The sequence below is a fragment of the Streptomyces lydicus genome (assembly GCF_004125265.1).
Taxonomy (GTDB): domain Bacteria; phylum Actinomycetota; class Actinomycetes; order Streptomycetales; family Streptomycetaceae; genus Streptomyces; species Streptomyces lydicus_C.
Genome location: NZ_RDTE01000003.1, coordinates 6,109,373 through 6,131,681, shown reverse-complemented (window position 1 = coordinate 6,131,681; position 22,309 = coordinate 6,109,373). Strand labels below are relative to the sequence as shown.

The window sequence follows — 22,309 nt, the reverse complement described above, 5'->3', positions numbered from 1 at the left end:
CGCGGTCCCGCCGTCCGGGGCGTGGGCGCCGCACGGGAGCTGTCGTCTCGCTCGCCGATCCCCGTAGGGCAGGGACCGGCGAAAGTCTCCTGGTCAGTGCGTCTGCCGGACCGGGGTGGCTCCCTGGCTGATCGGCGACGCGACGACGGCGGTCCTACGCAGTACCGTCCCCGGCTGCCGGGGAAGCCCCGCTCGTCACCTTCGCGGCACTCAGCCCGGCGGCCGTGGGTGGGGCGGCCGTGGCAGCGTCGCGGTCGGGCTCAAGCGGGTCGGTCACCGCGCCGGTCTCCTCATCGAGCAGCCCCTGCGCCAGCCTGGTCACCGCTGCGGGGACCGGCGGCGCCAGGTCGGCCGTAGCTCGGAGGCCGGACAGGACGTCGTCGGGTCGAACGGCAGGTGTCAGATGCCGAACAACCAGCCGCAGTATCGCACAGGCTTTGCCGTCGGGCCTATCGCCGGCGTGACCGGTGGCCTCCAGACGCGTCACCGCGGCCCGCGCGTCAAAGGTCCGCATGCCGTTTTTCGTCCGCCGCTCGACCAGTACCTCGTCGGCGGCGAGGAACGCCTCGACCGCGCGGCCGGCCTCGGCCGGCTCGACCCCGTCGAGCCGGAGCTCCCACACCGAGGCCTGGAGCCGGTCGGCCAGGCCGCTGGTGCGGGCCTCGACCGCGTCGGTCACATCGAGCCCGTCCGGCAGCGACGCGTCGAGCAGGGTGCGCAGCGTGTCCGGATCGCGGTGCTCGGTGAGCTGGATCTCCAGATATTCGGCCTCGCTGCCCGTGCCGGTCGGGGCGGCGTTGGCGTACGACACCTTGGGGTGCGGGGTGAAGCCCGCGGAATAGGCCATGGGGACCTCGGCGCGGCGCAGCGCCCGCTCGAAAGCGCGCTGGAAGTCGCGGTGGCTGGTGAACCGGAGGCGGCCGCGCTTGGTGTAGCGCAGTCGGATGCGCTGCACCGCCGGTGCGGGCGGCGGGCCTTCGGGCTGTCGCTTGCCCAGTGTCGTTCAGTCCTTCGTGAGTGCGGTCGTACTGCTACCTAGAGTACGTGTGCCGGGGGCTCGCGGTTCCCGCCGGGCTCGGCGGCGGTGGCCGGCCGGGGCTCGGCGGGGGCGCCGAACAGCGCCCGCCGGATCTCCCTGCGGGTCTGCCGCACGGCCGCGCGGGCGGTGCGCAGGGCCTGCCGGACCGGCCGCCAGACGCCGTCCCGGATGCCGTGCCCGAGAGGGGTGAGCACGCTGCGGTACACCCACCGCAGCGGTTCGACGAGGACCCACCGCAGCACCGTGGCGAGAATCCGGCCGATCGCCCTGGAGACGATTCCCGCGGCCCGCCAGCAGTGCCCGAGCGCCGCTCCCGTCTCGCGCACCAGCACCGTCACCACGGCGGCCAGCAGGCGCCCGGCGGGCACCAGCACATACCGCCACAGGGTGACCAGCGGCACGACCACGAGCCACCGCACGAGGGTGGCGAGAACGGCGCCGAGGCCGCGTACCAGCCAGGCGAGGCCCCGTCCGGCCGGTGACAGCACACGGGCGTACAGCCACTGCGCGGGGACGACGACGAGCAGGCGGACCAGCCACGCCAGGGCAGCGCCGATCCCCCGGCCGACGGGTGCCAGCACATACCGCCACAGGGTCACCCACGGCCACACGAACAACGCCAGCCCCACCCAGCGCAGGGCCGCGCCCAGTCCCCTCAGGAGCCAGGCGAGGCCGTGCCCCACCGGCGTCAGCACATGGGCGTACAGCCACCGCGCGGGGAGCACGAGCAGCTGGCGCACCAGCCACGCCACCGCCCTGCCGGTCCCGCGGCCGGCCGGGGCGAGGACGGCGCGCCACAGCCACCCCAGCGGGGCGACGACCAGCGTGCGCCAGGTCCACCCGAGCGGGAGCACGACGAGGGTGCGCCAGGCCCAGGCCACGGGGACGACCACGAGGGTGCGCCACAGCCGGGCGAGGCCGCGGCCGAGGGGGCGCAGCACGCTCCGGTCCACGGCCCGGCCGGCGGCGGTCAGCGCGTCCCACACCAGGCGCACCGGCACCACGAGCACCAGCACCACGATCCGTACCGGAATACGGACCACTTGGGTCACACAGCCCTCGCCCGGCTCATAACGGGCGGGCACCCGCCGGTCGTTGCCAGTGGGCTCCATTCGACCCCTCCCCCTTGTTCTTCCCGCGCCGTACCGCCTGTCCCGCGGCCCCTCAGAAGCCCCGGCGCGGCTCCTCTCCGGCGGCGGGCGCGGCCGCGTGGATCCAGTAGCGCAGCTTCTCCCCGCGCCGGTCCTCGAAGATCCCGCCGCAGGCCTCGATGACCCTACGCGAGCCGGTATTGGTGTGGTCGCAGGTGATCAGCACCGGGTCGATACCCAGCTCGTGATGGGCGACGGGCAGCGCGGCGCGCAGCATCGCGGTGGCGTGGCCGCGGCGGCGGGCGCTTGGGCGTACGGCATAGCCGAGGTGGCCGCCGTAGTGGAGGAGTTCATCGGTGAGGCGGTGGCGGAAGGTGACCCGTCCCAGATAGCTGCCGTCCGCCACCCACCACCGGGTGGTCTTGGGGACCACACCGTCGGCGCGTTCCTCGCCCGGTGCGCCGCTGATCGCATCGACGTACTCCGCGAACCCCTCCGCACTCGCCCAGCGGCCGGCCCACGTGCTCAGCTCGCGGCCGAGGCTGGAGTGCGGTACCCGCTCGGCGCCGTCGGCACGGAACTCGTCCATCGCGGCGAGGAAGGAGGCATGGGCGCGGGTGGTGGGGGCGATGAGCTTCGGTGACATCACGTCATTGTGCGGGAGTACACCACGGCCCGGCTCCCCCGGGTGCGGGGGAGCCGGGCCGAAGAGGCTTATGGGAGGCGCTACTTGACGACGGTCAGTGGCAGCAGCTTCTTGCCGGTGGGGCCGATCTGGATGTCGAGGTCGAGCTGGGGGCAGACGCCGCAGTCGAAGCACGGGGTCCAGCGGCAGTCCTCGACCTCGGTCTCGTCGAGCGCGTCCTGCCAGTCCTCCCAGAGCCAGTCCTTGTCGAGGCCGGAGTCGAGGTGGTCCCAGGGCAGGACCTCCTCGTACTCCCGCTCGCGGGTGGTGTACCAGGCGACGTCCACGCCGAAGCCGGGCAGCGTCTCCTCGGCGGCCTTCATCCAGCGGTCGTACGAGAAGTGCTCGCGCCAGCCGTCGAAGCGGCCGCCGCCCTCGTAGACGGCGCGGATGACCGAGCCGACGCGGCGGTCGCCGCGCGAGAGCAGGCCCTCGACGATGCCGGGCTTGCCGTCGTGGTAGCGGAAGCCGATGGAGCGGCCGTACTTCTTGTCGCCGCGGATCTTGTCCCGGAGCTTTTCGAGACGGGCGTCCGTCTCCTCCGCCGACAGCTGCGGCGCCCACTGGAAGGGGGTGTGCGGCTTGGGGACGAAGCCGCCGATGGAGACCGTGCAGCGGATGTCGTTCTGTCCGGAGACCTTGCGGCCCTCGGCGATGACCTTGACCGCCATGTCGCCGATCTGGAGCACGTCCTCGTCGGTCTCGGTCGGCAGACCGCACATGAAGTACAGCTTCACCTGCCGCCAGCCGTTGCCGTAGGCCGTGGAGACGGTCCTGATCAGGTCCTCTTCGGAGACCATCTTGTTGATGACCTTGCGCATCCGCTCGGAGCCGCCCTCGGGCGCGAAGGTCAGACCGGAGCGACGGCCGTTGCGCGTCAGCTCGTTGGCAAGATCGACGTTGAAGGCGTCGACCCGGGTCGACGGCAGCGACAGACCGATCTTGTCTTCCTCGTACCGGTCGGCGAGCCCCTTGGCGATGTCGCCGATCTCGGTGTGGTCCGCGGAGGACAGCGACAGCAGGCCGACCTCCTCGAATCCCGTGGCCTTCAGGCCCTTGTCCACCATGTCGCCGATGCCGGTGATGCTTCGCTCCCGTACGGGGCGCGTGATCATGCCGGCCTGGCAGAAACGGCAGCCGCGGGTGCAGCCACGGAAGATCTCGACCGACATCCGCTCGTGCACGGTCTCGGCCAGGGGGACGAGCGGCTGCTTGGGGTAGGGCCACTCGTCCAGGTCCATGACGGTGTGCTTGGACACCCGCCACGGGACGCCGGAGCGGTTCGGCACGACGCGGGAGATCCGTCCGTCGGCCAGGTATTCGACGTCGTAGAACTTGGGGACGTAGACGCTGCCGGTCTTCGCCAGGCGGAACAGCAGCTCGTCGCGGCCGCCGGGCCGGTCCTCGGCCTTCCAGGCGCGGATGATCTCGGTGATCTCCAGCACCGCCTGCTCGCCGTCGCCCACGACCGCGCAGTCCAGGAAGTCCGCGATCGGCTCGGGGTTGAAGGCCGCGTGGCCGCCCGCCAGGACGATCGGGTGGTCCTCCGTGCGGTCCTTGGACTCCATCGGGATGCCGGCGAGGTCCAGGGCGGTGAGGAGGTTGGTGTAGCCCAGCTCGGTCGAGAAGGAGACACCGAGCACGTCGAAGGCGCCGACGGGGCGGTGTGCGTCGACCGTGAACTGCGGGACGTGGTGCTCACGCATCAGCGCTTCGAGGTCCGGCCACACGCTGTACGTGCGCTCGGCCAGCACGCCCTCGCGTTCGTTGAGGACCTCGTAGAGGATCATGACGCCCTGGTTGGGCAGACCGACCTCGTAGGCGTCCGGGTACATGAGCGACCACCGCACATCACAGGAGTCCCAGTCCTTGACGGTGGAGTTCAGCTCACCGCCGACGTACTGAATGGGCTTCTGCACATGCGGGAGCAGGGCCTCGAGCTGCGGGAAGACCGACTCGGCAGACATCTCGAACCTTCGTGAGCTGGCAGGGGGCGACTCTCAAGCGTAACCGCTCGAAGCCGCCCCCTCGCACGGCGATCCGGCAGCCCACGGAGCGCCCGGGGAGCAGGCAGCAGGCGGACGGCCGGGGGCGCGTGGTGCGGCGGCCGGCGGGGGCGCGTGGTGCGGCGGCCGGCCGTCGTGCGGTGCGGCGGCCCGCCGCCGTGCGCTCACGGCCGGAGCGCGGCCCGGTGCTTGCGCCGTGAGGCCTTCTTCCACCGGCGCGGCAGCTCCCGCTCCCGGTCCGCCGCGCGGGCCTCCTCACGCCCGTAGAGCAGACCGAAGGTGAAGCCGCCCTCACCGGCCTGCTGTGCCTGGGTGGCCAGCTCGCGCAGCGCGCCGCGCGCCACCACGCCGTCCTGGTGGTCACCCAGCAGCTGCTGCACCCGCTTGATCCGCCGGGCGAACTTCTTCGCCGGCCCGCCGAGCGCCGGACGGGCGGCCTCCGCCGCGTACCGCGTCCGCTTGGCGGCCTTGCGGGCGCCGTGCAGCGCCTCGTCCCGGGCCTGCCCGGCCGGGGCCGCCAGCGCGGCCTCCACCCGGCGGGCCAGCCGCCGGTAGTCCTTCAGGACGGCCCCGGCCGCCACCTCGGACGCCGGCCGGTCCGCGGCCGGGCGCAGCGGCGGCGCCTCCAGGAGGGCGTGCAGGGTCTTCAGCAGCGCCATATAGCGCGGTCCGTCCAAAACGGAGAGCACTTCCCTGCGCGCGCCGGTCCGGCGCCGCTCGGACCAGATCCGCAGCCGGGCGTCCACCGGGCCGAGCCGCAGCGTGCGGGGCACCTCGGCCAGCGTCTGCTGCAGCCGCGCGGTCAGCACCTCCCGGTCCCGGTCCACCCCCAGCTCCGCCGCCAGCCACTGGAGCTCCAGGCCGACGGGCCGGGTGGCGGAGCGGTCGAGCACCTTCGTGTACGAGCGGAAGGCGCTGCGCAGCCGGCGGGTGGCGACCCTCATCCGGTGTACCGAGTCGGGCAGATCGCGCCGTACCGCCGGATCCAGCTCGATGATCACCCGTACCTGCTCGCGGACATACCGGAGCACCACGTCCCCGGCAGTGAGTTGCTTCTTCTTCCCGGCCGTGGTCTTGCTCTTCCCGGCCGTGGTCCTGTTCTTCCCATTCGTGGTCTTGCTCTTCGCCGCCATGGCTTCACCTCCGCGCTTGCCGGAGCCTCGGGGGCGGGACGTTCCCTCGCCCTCGCCGGGGCGCGCGGGGCGCTCGCGCGCCAGGCCCGTCTCGGCGAGCGCCCGCGCCAGCTTCGACTCCGATGAGGCCGGGCGCGCCCCGGCCGCGACCAGCGCCCGGCCGACCTCGTCCAGCAACCCGCTGTCGCCGCCCCCGAGCAGCTCCACCTCCATCTCGCGCCACCGGACCCCGGCCGCGCCCGCTTTGCCCTTGGCGGACTTCCCGGCCCGCTGTGCGTGCACCTCGTCCACCGCCAGCTCCGCGAGCGGTGCGCCCGCAGCATCGCGCAGTACCCGGACCGTGCGCCGCGTCCGCAGCCGGACGAGGGGAACCAGCTCCCCCTCCAGCACCCGTGACCGGACGAGCGCGGTCAGCTCCGGGGGCGGCGCATCGGACAGCGGCGCCCGCACTTCGTCCCGGACGCCCGGCGCGACCGGCAGCTTCAGGTGCCAGCCCGCGTCCCTGCCGCCGGTGCGTCTGCGCAGCGTGATGGCGTCCACGGCGAGGCGCTGGTCAGGAGTGTCGTAGTAGCGGGCGTCCAGCTCCTCGACGCCCGCTTCCGCGACGGTGGCGACCCGGTCGACGCCGGCCAGGTCGGGCAGCTGCGCACCGCCGTCAACCTCGTACTTCCGTTCGATTTCCCGCACGGTGTCCGCCATGCATCGAGGCTAGTCACCCGCCCCGGCCCAGGCCACCCACCCGAGCCGACAAGGGCAGGCACCCTGCCGCACGGTCCGCGACAGGAGGATCCGCGACAGAGGGATCCGCGGCAGGGGGATCCGCGGCAGGGGGATCCACGGCAGGGGGATCCACGGCAGGGGGATCCACGGCAACGGGTAGCGCCGAACGCACCACTTGCGTTACTCTGTGTGACGAATCGAGTACGCAGAGTACGAATCAAGCGTGCAAACCGATCGCCGCTCACTCGCCCCCAGGGGAGGGAGACACCCGTGCACCCCACAACCGCGCCCGTCACCCGGACACGCTTCCACGTCTCGGCAGGCGCCCGACCGTACATTCTCACCGCGCCGAGCACACCCACCGCCCCGAAGGCCGCCCGCGATTTCGTCCACGCCGTGCTGCGCCGCACCCCGCTCTTCCCGCTCCTCGACACCGCCGTGCTGCTCACCTCGGAGGCGGTGACCCGCGCGCATCTGCACACACCGCACACGGCGGACATCCTGCTGCGGATGCTGACCACCGGGCACGGACTGCGGATCAGCGTGCACGGCCGGGCTCCCGTCCGCATTCCCCCGCCGGCGCCCGGCGGGCAGCCGGACGACTACGGGCTCCTGCTGACCGGCCGCCTCGCCGACGACTGGGGCACGACGCCGCCCGAGGACCTGCCGCGGCCCGCCTCACTGTGGTTCGACCTCCACCTCGGGCCGTGAGCCGGACACCGGCAAAGCCGCGCCCCGGGCAGCGAGGTGCGCCCCGAGCAGTGAGCTGCGCCCCGACAGCGTTGCGTCTCCCGCCGTGGGACGGCGTCAGCGCGAGGCCGACAGGGGGCGCTGTACCCGGATCGACTGGAGCAGCCCGATCGCGATCCAGACCGCGAACATGGAGGTGCCGCCATAGGAGACGAACGGCAGGGGGAGGCCGGTGACGGGCATGATGCCGAGGGTCATCCCGACGTTCTCGAAGGACTGGAAGGCGAACCACGCGATGATCCCGGCGGCGACGATGGTGCCGTACAGCTCGGTGGACTCGCGCGCGATCCGGCAGGCGCGCCACAGGACGACACCGAGCAGCACGATGATCAGGCCCGCGCCCAGGAAACCGAGCTCCTCACCGGCGACGGTGAAGATGAAGTCCGTCTGCTGTTCGGGGACGAACTGGCCGGTGGTCTGGCTGCCGTGGAAGAGCCCGGAGCCGGTCAGTCCGCCGCCGCCGATCGCGATCCGGGCCTGGTTGGTGTTGTAGCCGACGCCGGCCGGGTCGAGGCTCGGGTTGGCGAACGCGGCGAAGCGGGCGATCTGGTAGGCATCCAGCAGTCCGAGCTGCCAGATGGCGACACAGCCCACGACGCCGGTGCCGACCAGCCCGAGGATCCAGCGGTTGGAGGCACCGGAGGAGAGCAGGACGCCCAGGATGACGGCGCCGAGCACCATCACCGAACCGAGGTCGGGCATCAGCATGATCACGCCGACCGGGACGGCCGCCAGGCCGAGGGCGGTGACGACGGTGCGGTGGCTGGGGTGCGAGCTGTCCCCCGCGTCGACCCGGGACGCCAGGATCATCGCCATGCCGAGCGTGATGGTGATCTTCGCGAACTCCGCGGGCTGGAGCGAGAAGCCGCCGGGGATCGCCAGCCAGGAACGCGAACCGTTGATGGTGGCGCCCAGCGGCGTCAGGACCAGCAGCGCCAACACGACCGACAGGGCGTAGAGGATCGGGACCGCGCCGCGGAGGGTGCGGTGCCCGAGCCAGATCGTGGCGGCGGCCAGCGCCAGGCCGATACCGAGATTCAGCAGATGGTGCAGGAAGTAGTAGTACTCGTCACCGTGGTTGAGCTCGGTGCGGTTGCGGGTGGCGGAGAAGACCAGCAGCGACCCCATCAACGACAGCACCAGACAGGACAGCAGCAGCGTCCAGTCCAGTTTGCGCAGCACCGAATCGCGCGCCGTCAGCTTGCCCCAGGTGCCGAGCTCGGGGGTGTAGCGCCGGATCGAGAACGCCCGGGAGGTAGGGCTGGTCGTCACTGTGGGCTCTCCGATGCGGACGGCGACGGCGACGGCAGGACGTACGGCTTGATGGGCTGAGCCTCGATGGTCCCGTCACCCTCGATCTTGGGGAGCGAGCCCTGGGGCCTCGGCAGCAGGGCGGCCTTCGGGTTGATGCCCCCCTTCTCGTCGACTCCGTACAGGGCGTTGTAGATGTTGCGCACGGCCGGACCGGAGGCGCCGGAGCCGGTACCACCCTGGGCGATCGTCATGACGATCGTGTAGTCCTTGGTGTACGTCGCGAACCACGAGGTGGTCTGCTTCCCGTAGACCTCGGCGGTTCCGGTCTTGGCGTGCATCGGAATCTTGTCCTGCGGCCAGCCCTGGAAGCGCCAGGCGGCGGTACCGCGGGTGGCCACACCCGCCAGCGCGGAATCGATCTGCCGGAGCGTCTTGGGGCTGTCCGGCAGCTTGCCGTGCGGCGTGGGCTTGATCTGCTGCACCTTCTTGCCGTCGGGGCTGACGACGGCCTTGCCGACGGTCGGGTTGTAGAGCGTGCCGCCGTTGGCGATCGCGCCGTAGATGGTCGCCATCTGGATCGGCGTGACGAGGGTGTCGCCCTGCCCGATGGCGTAGTTGATGGAGTCGTAGGCGTGCAGCTTCATGCCTTCGAGGCAGCCCTCACGGGCGAGCTTGGTACCGAAGTCCTTCTTCTTGGGCCAGGCCTTGGCCTGCTTGCACCAGCCGTCCTTGTTGGCCTTCCAGAAGTCGGTCTTCCATTTGCGGTCGGGGACCCGGCCGGTGACCTCGTTGGGGAGGTCGATGCCGGTCTCCTTGCCGAGGCCGAACTGGTGGGCGGTCTTGTAGAACCAGTCGTTGGGGTCCTTCTTGGGCTTGTCCCCGCCGTCCTTCTTCCACTCCTCGTGCGAGAGCCGGTAGAAGACGGTGTCGCAGGAGACCTCCAGCGCCCGGCCCAGGCTGATGTCGCCGTGGCCCTCGCCCTCGAAGTTCTTGAAGGTCTGGCCGCCGATGCTGTACGAGCTGGTGCAGGGGTAGTGGCCGTTGAAGTCATAGCCCGCGTTGATCGCGGCCGTGGTCGAGATGACCTTGAAGATCGAGCCGGGGGCGGCCTGCCCCTGGATGGCGCGGTTCAGCAGCGGGTAGTTGGAGTCCTTGCCGGTGAGGTGGGCGTAGTCCTTGCCGGAGATGCCGCCGACCCAGGCGTTGGGGTCGTAGCTGGGGTTGGAGGCCATCGCCACCACCCGGCCGGTCTTGGCCTCCATCACGACCACGGCGCCCGAATCCGCCTTGTAGTTGGTGCCGGTGTTCTTGTCGTGCACCTTGCGGGCATCCTTCATGGCCTGCTCGAGCTGCTTCTCCGCTATGGCCTGCACACGTGCGTCAATGCTGGTGACGACGCTCGCGCCGCCCTGGCCCTTCTCGCTCTTGGCCTGGCCGATCACCCGGCCGAGGTTGTCGACCTCGTAGCGGGTGACGGCGGCCTTGCCGCGCAGATAGCGGTCGTACGTCCGCTCCAGACCGGACCGGCCGATCTGGTCGGAGCGCAGGAACGGCGAGCGGGTGTTCTTGGCCTTGTTGATCTCCTCGTCGGTCACCGGCGAGAGGTAGCCGAGCACCTGGGCGGTGTTGGCGTTGCCGGGCTCGGCGTAGCGGCGTACGGCGGTGGGTTCGGCGCTGATGCCGGGGAACGCCTCGGAGCGTTCGCGGATCTGGAGGGCCTGCTGGGTGGTGGCCTCGTCGGTGATCGGGATCGGCTGGTAGGGCGAGCCGTTCCAGCAGGGCTGCGGGGTCTTGGCGTCGCACAGCCGGACCTTGTTGCGGATCTCCTTCTCGGACATCCCGAGCACCTTGGCCAGCCGGCCGAGCACGGCCTTGCCGTCGTCCTTCATCTTCAGCAGATCGGTACGGCTCGCGGAGACGACCAGGCGGGTCTGGTTGTCGGCCAGCGGCACCCCGCGCGCATCGAGGATCGAGCCGCGGGTGGCGGGCTCGATGACCTGCTGGACGTGGTTGTTCTTCGCCTCGGTGGCGTACTCCTGGCCGTTGCGGATCTGCAGATACCAGAGCCGGCCGCCGAGGGTGAGCAGCAGGGAGAAGACCAGGATCTGGATCGCGATGAGCCGGACGCTGACCCGGGAGGTCCGGGTTTCCGGGAGATTACTCATGGCGCGCAGCGCCTCCACGAGGGGTGGTGATCGGAAGGAGACAGGGCGTCACAGTCGCTTGACCCCCTTGATGCGGCCCACCTTGTCGCGGGCCGACTTGCCGAGCAGACTGCCGCGCTGGCTGCCGATGCCCGTGCCCGTGCGCAGGGACTTCATGGCGCCGCGGCTGGCCTTGAGTCCCGTGCCGGTGGTGAGCCAGCCGTACCCCGCATCGCGGCTGCCGGCCCCGCCGCTCTGGCTGCCGGAACTGTCGCCGGCCAGCAGATCGCCCTCGGTCTTCCGCGCCAGCGCCATCACGAGAGGAACCGTGAAGGGGGCCAGCAGCAGGTCGTAGAGGGTGGCGCTGAGCAGCAGTCCGACGATGCCGACGTGGCGGGCGGCGGTGTCACCGACCAGCGAGCCGACCCCGGCGTACATCAGCGTCGAGCCGACGGCGGCGCCGAGGACGACGAGCAGCGGGAGCGTCGCCGAGCGGTGCCGGCCCGAGTCCGGCTTGGTCAGGCCCGCGGCGTAGCCGATGACGCAGAGCACCAGCGCATAGCGGCCGATGGCGTGGTCGGACGGCGGGGCGAGGTCGGCCAGCAGCCCGGCGAAGAAGCCGACCAGCGCGCCGCCGACATGGCCGTAGACCAGCGCGAGGCCGACCACGACGAGCAGCAGCAGATCCGGTACCGCACCGGGAAGTTGGAGTCTGGCGAGAATGGTGACCTGGATGACGAGGGCGACGACCACCAGCGGGGCCGAGAGCAGGATCCGGTTGATGCGCATCGGTCAGCTCCTGGGTGAAGCGCTCGCGGAGGGGGTGGCCGTGACGGTGACCGTCGGCGTCGGCTTGGGCTTCGCGGGTGCGGGCGGCAGGACGGTGTCGCGGGGGTCCTGGCGGGGCGGTGCGACGACCACGCCGACGATGTCGAGCTGGGAGAACGAGACGAAGGGCCGGACCTGGAGGGTGCGGGTCAGATCGCCGTTGGACGGCTCGACCTTGACGACCCTGCCGACGGGCACCCCGGGCACGAACGGCTTGTCCCGGCTGGAGCCGAAGGTGACCAGGCGGTCGCCCCGCTTGATGTTGGCCTTGCCATTGAGAAGCTGAACGCGCAGCGAGCGCACGCCCTGCCCGTTGGCGAAGCCGATCTCGTTGGTCTTCTCCATCCGGGTACCGACGGTGAAGTCGGGGTCGGCGGCCAGCAGGACGGTGGAGGTGTCGGCGCCGACGGTGGTGACCCGGCCGACCAGACCGTCGCCGTTGAGGACGGTCATATCGCGGGCGATGCCGTCCCGGCGGCCGGCGTCGATGGTGATGGTCCAGGAGAAGCCCTGGGCCGAGCCGATGGCGATGACCTGGGCGCCCTTGATGCCGTACTGGCCGGTGCCCGCGGTCTTGAGGATCTTGTCGAGCTCGGCGGCGCGGGTGCGGTTCCGGTCGGAGGAGCCGAGCTTGGCCTTCAGCGCCTCGTTCTCGTGCTCCAGCGTGCTGATCCGGTTGTGCCGGCTGCCGGAGTCCCGCACGGCACCGATGGCGTTGCCGACCGGATTGACGACGCGGGCCACGCCGCCCTCGACCGGGCCGAAGGCAGAGGCGGCGGCTTGCCGGGCACCATCGAGCGGGGACTGTTCGCCGCCGCGGATATCGACCGTGATCAGCGCGAACGCGATCGCGACCAGCAGCACCAGCAGCAGCCGGCTCTCTCGTGTGTCCCTCACGTGCGGCGGCCGTGTCCTTCCTCGTAGGACCGGCCGGCTGCGGGCCCCGCCGGTCTCGTTCGGGAGTTGAGCGTTGTGCCTGATGTGACGGTGCCCGGATGATGGAGCGTCAGTGCACCGTGTCTGTCGGGATGTTGTGCCTGTATACCAGCGATCCGCCGGGCGGACCGGCCGCGGTCGCCAGGGGTCCCGGCCGCCGCGGACGCCGTTCGGCGGCCGCGGCGCGGGACCCGGACCGTGCTACCTGCGCGGCTGGGAGTCGAGGACCTGCTGCAGCGCCTCGAACTCCTCGACGCACTTGCCGGAGCCGAGCGCGACGGAGTCGAGCGGGTCCTCGGCGATGTGGATGGGCATACCGGTCTCGCGGCGCAGGCGCTCGTCGAGGCCGCGGAGCAGGGCGCCGCCTCCGGTGAGCACGATGCCGCGGTCCATGACGTCACCGGACAGCTCCGGCGGGCACTTGTCGAGCGTCGTCTTGACCGCGTCGACGATGGAGTTGACCGGCTCCTCGATGGCCTTGCGGACCTCTGCGGCCGAGATCACGACGGTCTTCGGCAGGCCGGAGACGAGGTCACGACCGCGGATCTCGGTGTGCTCGTCCTGTTCGAGGTCGTACGCCGAGCCGATGGTGATCTTGATGCTCTCGGCGGTGCGCTCGCCCAGCAGAAGGCTGTACTCCTTCTTGATGTGCTGGATGATCGCGTTGTCGAGTTCATCGCCGGCCACCCGGATGGACTGCGCGGTGACGATGCCGCCGAGCGAGATGACCGCGACCTCGGTCGTACCGCCGCCGATGTCCACGACCATGTTGCCGGTGGCCTCGTGGACCGGCAGGCCGGACCCGATCGCGGCGGCCATCGGCTCCTCGATGATGTGGACCTGGCGTGCGCCGGCCTGGGTCGAGGCCTCGATGACCGCGCGGCGCTCCACTCCGGTGATGCCGGAGGGGACACACACGACGACCCGCGGGCGGGCCAGATAGCGCCGCTTGTGGATCTTCAGGATGAAGTAGCGGAGCATCCGCTCGGTGATCTCGAAATCGGCGATCACGCCGTCTTTCAGGGGCCTTACGGCGACGATGTTGCCGGGCGTGCGCCCGATCATCTTCTTCGCCTCAGCACCTACCGCGAGAATCCCGCCGGTGTTGGTGTTGATGGCCACGACCGACGGCTCGTTGAGGACGATGCCGCGGCCCCTGACGTACACCAGCGTGTTGGCGGTCCCGAGGTCGACAGCCATGTCACGGCCGATGAACGACATGTTGTTCCCCATGAGGATACGTCTGGCCTTCCCAACTGGAGCGAATGCTTACTGGAGGTCGGCAGGAGGTGATGCGCTGTGCGGCGCGGAAGCCTCCATCGTAGTTCGTAGTGCGCCCACTCGAACACGTCGGGAGGCTGTTTCGCCATTGTCAGCCGTACACGCACCCGCCCCCCTTAATGGTGACGTCGTGTCGCGATGATGCGTTCCCCCGATCGTGTCGTATACACCAAAGGGCGACCGATGATTTTTTCGGTCGCCCCTGGTCACGAGGGGTGTGCAGCTGACGACTCGTCAGGAGACGCCGGGGAAGAAAATCTTGATTTCACGCTCTGCGGACTCTTCGGAATCCGACGCATGGATCAGATTCTCTCGGGTGATCGTTCCGAAGTCCCCACGAATGGACCCACCCGGCGCGGCAATCGGGTCAGTCGGACCGGCGAGCGTGCGCACGCCCTCGATCACCCGCTCGCCCTCGACGACCATCGAAACCACCGGTCCGGAGGACATAAAGGCGACCAGGGGCTCATAGAACGGCTTGCCGACGTGCTCGGCGTAGTGCTGCTCGAGCAGCGCGCGGTCCAGGCTGCGCAGCTCCAGCGCGGTGATCGTCCAGCCGGCCTTTTTCTCGATACGGCCGAGAATCTCGCCGACCAGACCGCGCTGGACGGCGTCGGGCTTGAGGAGGACGAGGGTGCGCTGGCTCACGGAGGAACTCCCTGGATATGAACAATGGTCAGCGGGTGAACCGAGGCTACATGGGTGACCCGGCCCCGGGCGGCGCCGCCCCCGGCCACCTTCCCCGGGGCCGGGGGGGCCGGGCCGGCGTCATCCCTCAGGCCGGCTCGCCCGACGCCTCTGCCTGTGCGGCCCCACGGGCCTTCGCCTCATCGATCTTGCGGCCGAAGTGGACCGACGCCCACCACAGGGCCGCGAAGACCGCGCCCAGGAAGAACATCGTCGGGACCACGAAACCGGCGGCGATCAGGGCGAGCTGCAGCACCCAGCCGAGCTGGACGCCCCCGGGGCGGCCGAGCATCCCGCACAGCAGGAGGCTCAGCAGCATCCCGATGCCGCTGACCGTCCAGACCGTGGCCGCCGGCAGATCGGTCATCTGCATCGCGACCAGGCCCGCGAAGCCGATCACAAAGAATTCACCTATCAGGGTGCTCGCACACAGGATGCGCATGATCAGCCCCTTCCCATCAGCAGCCGGGCCTCGCCGACCGTGATCACCGAGCCGGTTACCAGCACACCCGCTCCGGAGAACTCGCCCTCTTCCTCGGCGAGGGTGATCGCCGCCTCCAGGGCGTCGTCGAGCCGCGGCTCGACCTGGACCCGCTCGGCGCCGAAGACCTCGACGGCGACGGCCGCCAGCTCATCGGGGTCCATCGCACGATGGCTGGAATTACATGTCACCACGACCTCGGCGAAGATCGGCTCGAAGGCCTCCAGGAGGCCGCGTACGTCCTTGTCCCCGCTGGCCCCGACGACACCCACCAGCCGGCTGAACCCGAACGCCTCGGTGACCGCCTCGGCCGCCGCCCGCGCGCCCGCGGGGTTGTGGGCCGCGTCCAGGACGACCGTCGGGCTGCGCCGTACGACCTCCATCCGGCCGGGCGAGCTGACCGCGGCGAACGCGGAGCGGATGGTGTCGATGTCCAGCGTGCGGGCGTGGTCCGAGCCGACGCCGAAGAACGCCTCGACCGCGGCGAGCGCCACCGCGGCGTTGTGGGCCTGGTGGGCGCCGTAGAGCGGCAGGAAGACCTCGGGGTACTCACCGCCCAGTCCGCGCAGGGTCAGCATCTGGCCGCCGACCGCGACCTCGCGGCTGAGCACGCCGAACTCCATGCCCTCACGGGCGACCGTGGCGTCCACCTCGACCGCGCGCTTGAGCATCACCGACGCCGCGTCCACCGGCTGCTGGGCCAGCACGACCGTGGCGTCCTTCTTGATGATCCCGGACTTCTCGACGGCGATCTGCTCGGGCGTCTCCCCCAGCCGGTCGGTGTGGTCCAGGGAGATCGGGGTGACCACGGCGACATCGCCGTCGATGACGTTCGTCGCGTCCCAGGTGCCGCCCATGCCGACCTCGACGACCGCGACGTCCACGGGGCTGTCGGCGAAGGCGGCGTACGCCATGGCCGTCAGCACCTCGAAGAAGGAGAGGCGGTACTCCTGCTGGGAGTCGACCATCTCCACGTACGGGGCGATGTCCCGGTAGGTCTCGATGAACTGCTCGGCGGAGATCGGGGCGGCGTCCAGACTGATCCGCTCGGTGATCGACTGGACGTGCGGACTGGTGTAGCGGCCGGTGCGCAGGTCGAAGGCGGACAGCAGGGCCTCGATCATGCGGGCGGTGCTGGTCTTGCCGTTGGTGCCGGTGATGTGGATGGACGGGTAGGCACGCTGGGGTTCGCCCAGGATGTCCAGCAGCGCCGCGATGCGCTGCACCGACGGGTCGAGCTTGGTCTCGCCCCAGCGGCCGGCCAGCTCGTCCTCGACGGCGCGCAGCGCACGGTCGACCTCGGGGTCGGCCGGGCGGGCAGGGATCCCGTCCCCCTGCGGCGGCCCGGCCTGGGCGCGCAGGGTCCGGCTGCCGGCCTCGATCACCGCGAGGTCGGGGGTTGGGGTCTCCCCTGACCGAGCGGAGTCGAGATCTTGGGGAAGGGTGGTCTCCGCCTCGACCAGGTCGTCGAAGGCTTCGTTCGGGTCGGGGTCGTCGTTCTGGGGGCGCTCGCTCACGCCGACCAGTCTACGAGGCAGGTGTGACAGCGGTGCGCTGCGCTGCCCCCTCCCGGGTACCGCGCCGCCTGCGGGGGCGGGGGCCGACGCGACCGGGCCCCGGCCCCGGCCCGCGCCCGTACGCCGGCCCCGGCCCGCGCCCGTACGCCGGGCCCGGCGCCGGACCCGTAAGCCGGAGCCGTCCCCTCGCCTCCGCCCGTGCCGCCTACGCCAGCGCCGCCTTCATCATGGCCCGCGCGGTCGGCGCCGCCAGCCCGTTGCCGGAGACCTCGTTGCGGGCGGCATGCCCGTCCTCGACCATGACGGCCACCGCCACCCGGTGCCCCTTGCCGTCCTCGGCGTAGGAGACGAACCAGGCGTAGGGCGTACCGCTGTTGTCGACACCGTGCTGGGCGGTGCCCGTCTTGCCGCCGACAGTCAGTCCGCCGATCTTCGCGCCGGACCCGGTGCCCTTGTCCACGACCGTCCGCATCGCCGATTTCAGCTGCCCGGCCGTGTGCGCCGACACGGCCTTCCCACCGCGGTACGCCGCCGGCCCGAAGTCCTGGACGGTGTTGCCGCCGCCGTCGGTCAGCTTGTCGACCATCTGCGGCTTCTTGAGCTCGCCGCCGTTGGCGAGGGCCGAGGAGACCATCGCCATCTGCAGCGGGGTCGCCTGGTCGTCGAACTGGCCGATCCCGGACAGCGCGGTCTGCGCCTCGTCCATGCCGGAGGGGTAGACGCTCTTGCCGCCCCGCACCGGGGTGTCCACCTTCGCGTCGTTGAAGCCGAACTTCTCGGCCTGCGCCTTCACCTTGTCCTTGCCCAGGTCGACCGCCATCTTCGCGAAGACGGTGTTGCAGGAGTACTGGAGCGCGGTGCGGATGTCCGCGTTCTTGCAGGGTGCGGCGCGGTTCTCGTTGGTGAGCTTGGTGCGGGTGTGCGGGAGGGTGTACGGGTCGGGGCTGTGCGTGGGCTCGTCCACCGAGGAGTACAGACCGTTCTCCAGCGCGGCCGCGGCGACCACCAGCTTGAAGGTGGAACCGGGCGGCAGCGGCTGCCGCAGCGCCCGGTTGACCTCGGGGTGGTCCGGGTCGGCGGACATCTTCTTCCAGGCCTTCTGGTCGGACCCGGCGGACCCGGCGAACGTCCCCGGGTCGTACGAGGGGGTGCTGACCATGCCCAGGATCCGCCCCGTGGCCGGGTCCATGGCGACGGCGGCGCCCTTCTTGCCGTCCAGCGCCCGGTAGCCGGCCTTCTGGACCGCGGGGTCGATGGTGGTGGCCACGTCGCCGCCCTTGGCCCGGGTGCGGGTCAGCGCGTCGGCGGGGCTCTGCAGCCGGCTGTCGGAGCCGTCGAGGAGGTTGCCGTAGAGGCTCTCCAGCTGGTTGTGGCCGAAGATCTGCGAGGTGAAGCCGGTGACCGGGGCGTAGAGCGGGCCGTCGCGGTAGGTCCGCTTGTACTTGAACGTGGCGGAGGTGGCGGCGGAGCCGGTCACGGGTTGCCCGCCGACGAGGATGTTGCCCAGCGGCGCCGCGTACTTGCCGATCGCCACCCGCGGATTGTGCGGGTCCTCCTTGTACTCGCCGGCCTTCGCACCCTGGATCCAGGTGGCCCAGCCCATCAGTGCGACGATGAGGGCCAGGCAGAAGATCGAGGCCCGGCGCAGGGGCTTGTTCATGGAGCGCGGCTCCTCGGTGGTGGACGGGCAGTGGTGCGGGCATTCCGGCATTCCGGCATTCCGTTCCACCGTGCCCGGGCTTTATGAGAGCGCGATGAGAACCGCCGTACCGGCCCCTGCGGGACAACTTTCCGCCGTCTTTCGCCCTCTTCCACGGCGGGCTGTCCATGCCCCCGGATCAAGATCATCACCACACAGCGCACGGAAAGGCTGGAGCTGAGGACGGGTGCCGGCAATCAGTCAGCGGATGCATTTGATACTGCTCACCGCCTGGACGGTGCTGTGGTTCGTCCTCGTCGAACCGCACGGCGGCTTCTCCTGGCACTATCTGCGCACCGGCGGCGAACTGATCTACCAGGGCGACGCGGGCGACGGCTCCGGCGGCCTGAACCTCTACGCGCACCACCCCGAGCTCCAGATGGGCCCGCTCAGCTTTCTCACGGCCGGCCTGTTCAACCCCTTCCCCGAGGCCACCGGGCAGTTCCTGGCCGCGGCGCTGATGTCGCTGCTCGGCCTGGTCATCGTGGTGCTGGCGGGCCGCAGCGCCGCCTTCCACTTCCTGGGCACCGGCACCAACCACCAGCGGCTGCGGCAGCGCGTACTGATCGCCGGGCTGGCCTTCATCCCCATGTGGATCGAGGTCGCGGTCCGCTTCGGGCATCTCGACGACGTCCTCGCGCTGTTCTTCACCGCCCTCGCGGTACGGGCCCTCACCCGCGGCAACGCCGCACTCACCGGCGTCTGCCTGGCCCTGGCGATGGACTCCAAACCCACCGCGCTGGCCTTCCTCCCGCTGCTGCTCGCCCTGCCGAGGGAGAAGTGGCTGCGCGCCGGGGTGTGGTGCGCGGGCCTGGTCGCCCTCGCGTGGCTGCCGTTCTTCATCGGCGACTCGCAGTCCTTCGCCGCGGCGAAGTTCGCCATCCCCAACCATCCGGCGTCCGCGCTGCGCTGGCTGGGCGTCGGCGACCCCGAGACCCCGGGCTGGGACCGCCCCGCCCAGGCCGCGCTCGGCCTGGCACTGGGCTCGGTCGCCGTGTGGCGGGGACGCTGGGCGGCGGTGGTGCTGCTCGGCGCCAACGCCCGCATCGTCCTCGACCCCAGCGTCTACACGTACTACACCGCGTCGGTGCTGCTCGGCACCCTGCTGTGGGACGTGATCGGCCAGCGCCGGCTGGTCCCCTGGTGGAGCTGGCTGGCCCTGCTGATCCTCTACGGCAGCGTCTTCGCCGTACCCGACGACGCCGCCCGGGGCCTGATCCGTCTGGCGTTCGTGACCGCCTCGACGGCGTATGTCCTGCTCTGGCCGGTACGCGAACGGGGCCGGCGGGGGCCGGGACGGCGCAGGCCCCCCGCCCGTGAGGACGAGGGGCCTGCACACGACGCTCACGGGGACGGCCCGGGACCCGCGGCTACGCCGTGGGCAGGGCCGCCAGCTGCGCGGTGATCCGGACGATGTCCGCCTCCGCGGCCTCCAGCCGGCCGCGGATCTTGTCCACGACCTTCTCCGGCGCCTTGGCGAGGAACGCCTCGTTGCCGAGCTTGGCGGTGGCCTGCGCCTTCTCCTTCTCGGCGGCGCCCAGGTCCTTCGTCAGCCGCTTGCGCTCGGCCTCGACGTCGATCGCGCCGGACAGGTCCAGCGCGACCGTCGCGCCCGCGACCGGCAGCGAAGCGGTGGCGCTGAAGCCCTCACCGGCCGGCTGCAGCCGCAGCAGCGAGCGCATCGCGGCCTCGTGCGCGGCCAGCGCCGTGCCGGACAGCTCCAGCTGCGCCGGGACCTTCTGGCCGGGCTGCAGCCCCTGGTCCGAGCGGAAGCGCCGGACCTCGGTGACGACCTGCTGGACGGTCTCGATCTCCCGCTCGGCCGCCTCGTCCCGGAAGCCGCCCGGGGCGTCCGCCCCCGCAACGAGCACAGCCTTCGGCCAGTCGGCGATCACGACCGACTCACCGCCGGTCAGCGTCGTCCACAGGGTCTCGGTGACGAACGGCACGATCGGGTGCAGCAGCCGCAGCGTGACGTCCAGGACCTCGCCGAGCACCCGGCGCGAGGCCTCGGCGGCCGGGCCGCCCGCCATGAACGTGGTCTTGGACAGCTCGACGTACCAGTCGAAGACCTCGTCCCAGGCGAAGTGGAAGAGGGTGTCCGACAGCTTCGCGAACTGGTAGTCGTCGTAGTACGCGTCGACCTCGGCGACGACCGAGTTCAGCCGGGAGAGGATCCACCGGTCGGTCGCCGACAGCTGCTCGGCGGGCGGGAGTTCGCCCTCCACCGTCGCGCCGTTCATCAGCGCGAAGCGGGTGGCGTTCCAGATCTTGTTGGCGAAGTTGCGCGAGCCCTGGACCCAGTCCTCGCCGATCGGGACGTCGACGCCCGGGTTCGCCCCGCGCGCCAGCGTGAACCGGACGGCGTCCGAGCCGTAGGCGTCCATCCAGTCCAGCGGATTGACCGCGTTCCCGAAGGACTTGGACATCTTCTTGCCGAACTGGTCGCGGACCATGCCGTGCAGCGCGATGGTGTGGAACGGCGGGGTGCCGTCCATCGCGTACAGCCCGAACATCATCATCCGGGCGACCCAGAAGAAGAGGATGTCGTAGCCGGTGACCAGGACGGCGTTCGGGTAGAACTTCTCGACACTCGGGGTCTGCTCGGGCCAGCCGAGCGTGGAGAACGGCCACAGCCCGGAGGAGAACCAGGTGTCCAGGACGTCGGTGTCCTGCGTCCAGCCCTCGCCGCTGGGCGCCTCGTCGTCCGGTCCGACGCAGACGACCTCGCCGTTCGGCCCGTACCAGACCGGGATGCGGTGGCCCCACCACAGCTGCCGCGAGATGCACCAGTCGTGGAGGTTGTCGACCCAGCCGAAGTAGCGGGACTCCATCTCCTTGGGGTGGATCGCGACCTTGCCGTCGCGGACCGCGTCACCCGCTGCCTGCGCCAGCGGGCCGACCTTGACCCACCACTGCATCGACAGCCGCGGCTCGATGGTGGTCTTGCAGCGCGAGCAGTGGCCGACGGAGTGGGTGTACGGGCGCTTCTCGGAGACGATCCGGCCCTCGGCGCGCAGCGCGCCGACGATCGCGGACCGGGCCTCGAAGCGGTCCAGGCCCTGGAAGGGGCCGTGCGCCGTGATGACGCCGCGCTCGTCGAGGACGGCGAGGTTGGGCAGGTCGTGCCGGCGCCCGATCTCGAAGTCGTTGGGGTCGTGCGCCGGGGTGACCTTGACCGCGCCGGTGCCGAACTCCGGGTCGACGTGCTCGTCGGCGACGACCGGGATCCGGCGGCCGGTCAGCGGCAACTCGATCTCGGTGCCGACGAGATGGGCGTAGCGCTCGTCCTCCGGGTGGACGGCGACCGCGGTGTCGCCGAGCATCGTCTCGGCGCGGGTGGTCGCCACGACGATGGAGTTCTCGCCCTCGCCGTAGCGGATGGAGACCAGCTCGCCGTCGTCGTCCTGGTACTCGACCTCGATGTCCGAGATCGCGGTCAGACAGCGCGGGCACCAGTTGATGATGCGCTCGGCGCGGTAGATCAGCTCGTCGTCGTAGAGCCGCTTGAAGATCGTCTGGACGGCCTTGGACAGGCCCTCGTCCATGGTGAAGCGTTCCCGCGACCAGGCGACGCCGTCGCCGAGCCGGCGCATCTGGCCGGAGATCTGGCCGCCGGACTCGTTCTTCCACTGCCAGACCCGCTCGACGAACGCCTCACGGCCCAGGTCGTGCCGGGAGACGCCCTCCTTGGCGAGCTCGCGCTCGACGACGTTCTGGGTGGCGATGCCGGCGTGGTCCATGCCCGGCTGCCAGAGCGTCTCGTAGCCCTGCATGCGCTTGCGGCGGGTGAGGGCGTCGATCAGCGTGTGCTCGAAGGCGTGCCCCAGGTGCAGGGAGCCGGTGACGTTCGGCGGCGGGATGACGATGGTGTACGGCGGCTTGTCGCTCTTCTCGTCCGCCTCGAAGTAACCCCGCTCTACCCAGCGCTCGTACAGCGGCCCCTCTACATCGGCCGGCGTGTACTGAGTCGGCAGTTCGGGGGCGCTGTGGTTGCTCTGCTGAGTGTTCTCGGTCACGACGCACAGTGTACGGGCGCGGATGTCGCAGCTTCGAAT

At 70.8% G+C, this 22,309-nt stretch carries 17 protein-coding genes; 2 read left to right on the top strand and 15 right to left on the bottom strand.

Translation table 11 applies throughout. The features are described 5' to 3' along the window. Positions 1-154: 154 nt before the first annotated feature. The 5 genes from D9V36_RS29505 to D9V36_RS29485 form a co-directional block, all read right to left on the bottom strand. Positions 155-955, bottom strand: a complete 801-nt coding sequence (locus D9V36_RS29505; protein ID WP_129296428.1) for a TIGR03936 family radical SAM-associated protein — start codon at positions 953-955, stop codon at positions 155-157. A gap of 80 nt (positions 956-1,035) precedes the next feature. Next, positions 1,036-2,151, bottom strand: coding sequence for a hypothetical protein (locus D9V36_RS29500; RefSeq protein WP_129296427.1), 1,116 nt, complete (start codon positions 2,149-2,151; stop codon positions 1,036-1,038). A gap of 52 nt (positions 2,152-2,203) precedes the next feature. Further along, positions 2,204-2,776, bottom strand: coding sequence for a GNAT family N-acetyltransferase (locus tag D9V36_RS29495; RefSeq protein WP_129296426.1), 573 nt, complete (start codon positions 2,774-2,776; stop codon positions 2,204-2,206). A gap of 80 nt (positions 2,777-2,856) precedes the next feature. After that, complete coding sequence (locus D9V36_RS29490; protein WP_129296425.1) at positions 2,857-4,782, bottom strand: TIGR03960 family B12-binding radical SAM protein; 1,926 nt, start codon at positions 4,780-4,782, stop codon at positions 2,857-2,859. Positions 4,783-4,985: 203 nt separating this feature from the next. Continuing rightward, positions 4,986-6,653 (bottom strand): CYTH and CHAD domain-containing protein, encoded by a 1,668-nt coding sequence (locus tag D9V36_RS29485; RefSeq protein WP_129296424.1) that lies wholly within the window; start codon positions 6,651-6,653, stop codon positions 4,986-4,988. 291 nt (positions 6,654-6,944) lie between these two features. On the opposite strand from D9V36_RS29485, the gene D9V36_RS29480 reads away from it, so the two are divergent. Then, positions 6,945-7,385, top strand: a complete 441-nt coding sequence (locus D9V36_RS29480; protein ID WP_129298770.1) for an ATP-binding protein — start codon at positions 6,945-6,947, stop codon at positions 7,383-7,385. 96 nt (positions 7,386-7,481) lie between these two features. Here D9V36_RS29480 and rodA read toward each other — a convergent pair whose 3' ends face one another. From rodA to D9V36_RS29435, 9 genes are all read right to left on the bottom strand, one after another. Continuing rightward, on the bottom strand, positions 7,482-8,696 hold the full coding sequence (gene rodA / locus D9V36_RS29475; protein ID WP_129296423.1) for a rod shape-determining protein RodA: 1,215 nt from the start codon (positions 8,694-8,696) through the stop codon (positions 7,482-7,484). Next, positions 8,693-10,843 carry a penicillin-binding protein 2 gene (gene mrdA / locus D9V36_RS29470; RefSeq protein ID WP_129296422.1) on the bottom strand — a complete coding sequence of 717 codons (2,151 nt, stop codon included), beginning with the start codon at positions 10,841-10,843 and terminating at the stop codon, positions 8,693-8,695. The genes rodA and mrdA overlap by 4 nt, the downstream gene beginning before the upstream one ends. A gap of 48 nt (positions 10,844-10,891) precedes the next feature. Then, the gene (mreD, locus tag D9V36_RS29465; protein WP_129296421.1) at positions 10,892-11,611 is read right to left on the bottom strand and encodes a rod shape-determining protein MreD; all 720 of its coding nucleotides are present in this window, start codon (positions 11,609-11,611) and stop codon (positions 10,892-10,894) included. Between the two features lie 3 nt (positions 11,612-11,614). After that, the gene (mreC, locus tag D9V36_RS29460) at positions 11,615-12,547 is read right to left on the bottom strand and encodes a rod shape-determining protein MreC (protein WP_129296420.1); all 933 of its coding nucleotides are present in this window, start codon (positions 12,545-12,547) and stop codon (positions 11,615-11,617) included. 240 nt (positions 12,548-12,787) lie between these two features. Next, a complete protein-coding gene (locus D9V36_RS29455) occupies positions 12,788-13,807 on the bottom strand; it encodes a rod shape-determining protein (RefSeq protein WP_003985182.1) in 1,020 nt (339 codons plus the stop codon). A gap of 294 nt (positions 13,808-14,101) precedes the next feature. Next, positions 14,102-14,515: a nucleoside-diphosphate kinase gene (gene ndk, locus D9V36_RS29450; RefSeq protein ID WP_129296419.1), complete on the bottom strand. Its 414-nt coding sequence runs from the start codon at positions 14,513-14,515 to the stop codon at positions 14,102-14,104. A gap of 127 nt (positions 14,516-14,642) precedes the next feature. Continuing rightward, positions 14,643-14,996 carry a DUF4233 domain-containing protein gene (locus tag D9V36_RS29445; RefSeq protein WP_129296418.1) on the bottom strand — a complete coding sequence of 118 codons (354 nt, stop codon included), beginning with the start codon at positions 14,994-14,996 and terminating at the stop codon, positions 14,643-14,645. Between the two features lie 2 nt (positions 14,997-14,998). Further along, positions 14,999-16,552 (bottom strand): bifunctional tetrahydrofolate synthase/dihydrofolate synthase, encoded by a 1,554-nt coding sequence (gene folC, locus D9V36_RS29440; RefSeq protein ID WP_129296417.1) that lies wholly within the window; start codon positions 16,550-16,552, stop codon positions 14,999-15,001. 205 nt (positions 16,553-16,757) lie between these two features. Further along, positions 16,758-18,212: a peptidoglycan D,D-transpeptidase FtsI family protein gene (locus tag D9V36_RS29435; protein ID WP_129296416.1), complete on the bottom strand. Its 1,455-nt coding sequence runs from the start codon at positions 18,210-18,212 to the stop codon at positions 16,758-16,760. A 247-nt stretch (positions 18,213-18,459) separates the two neighbouring features. Here D9V36_RS29435 and D9V36_RS29430 point away from each other — a divergent pair, with 247 nt between their 5' ends. After that, positions 18,460-19,656 (top strand): hypothetical protein, encoded by a 1,197-nt coding sequence (locus D9V36_RS29430; RefSeq protein ID WP_129296415.1) that lies wholly within the window; start codon positions 18,460-18,462, stop codon positions 19,654-19,656. Here D9V36_RS29430 and D9V36_RS29425 read toward each other — a convergent pair. Next, entirely contained in the window at positions 19,622-22,270 is a 2,649-nt protein-coding gene (locus D9V36_RS29425) for a valine--tRNA ligase (protein WP_129296414.1), read from the bottom strand. The genes D9V36_RS29430 and D9V36_RS29425 overlap by 35 nt on opposite strands. Between the last annotated feature and the right edge of the window lie 39 nt (positions 22,271-22,309).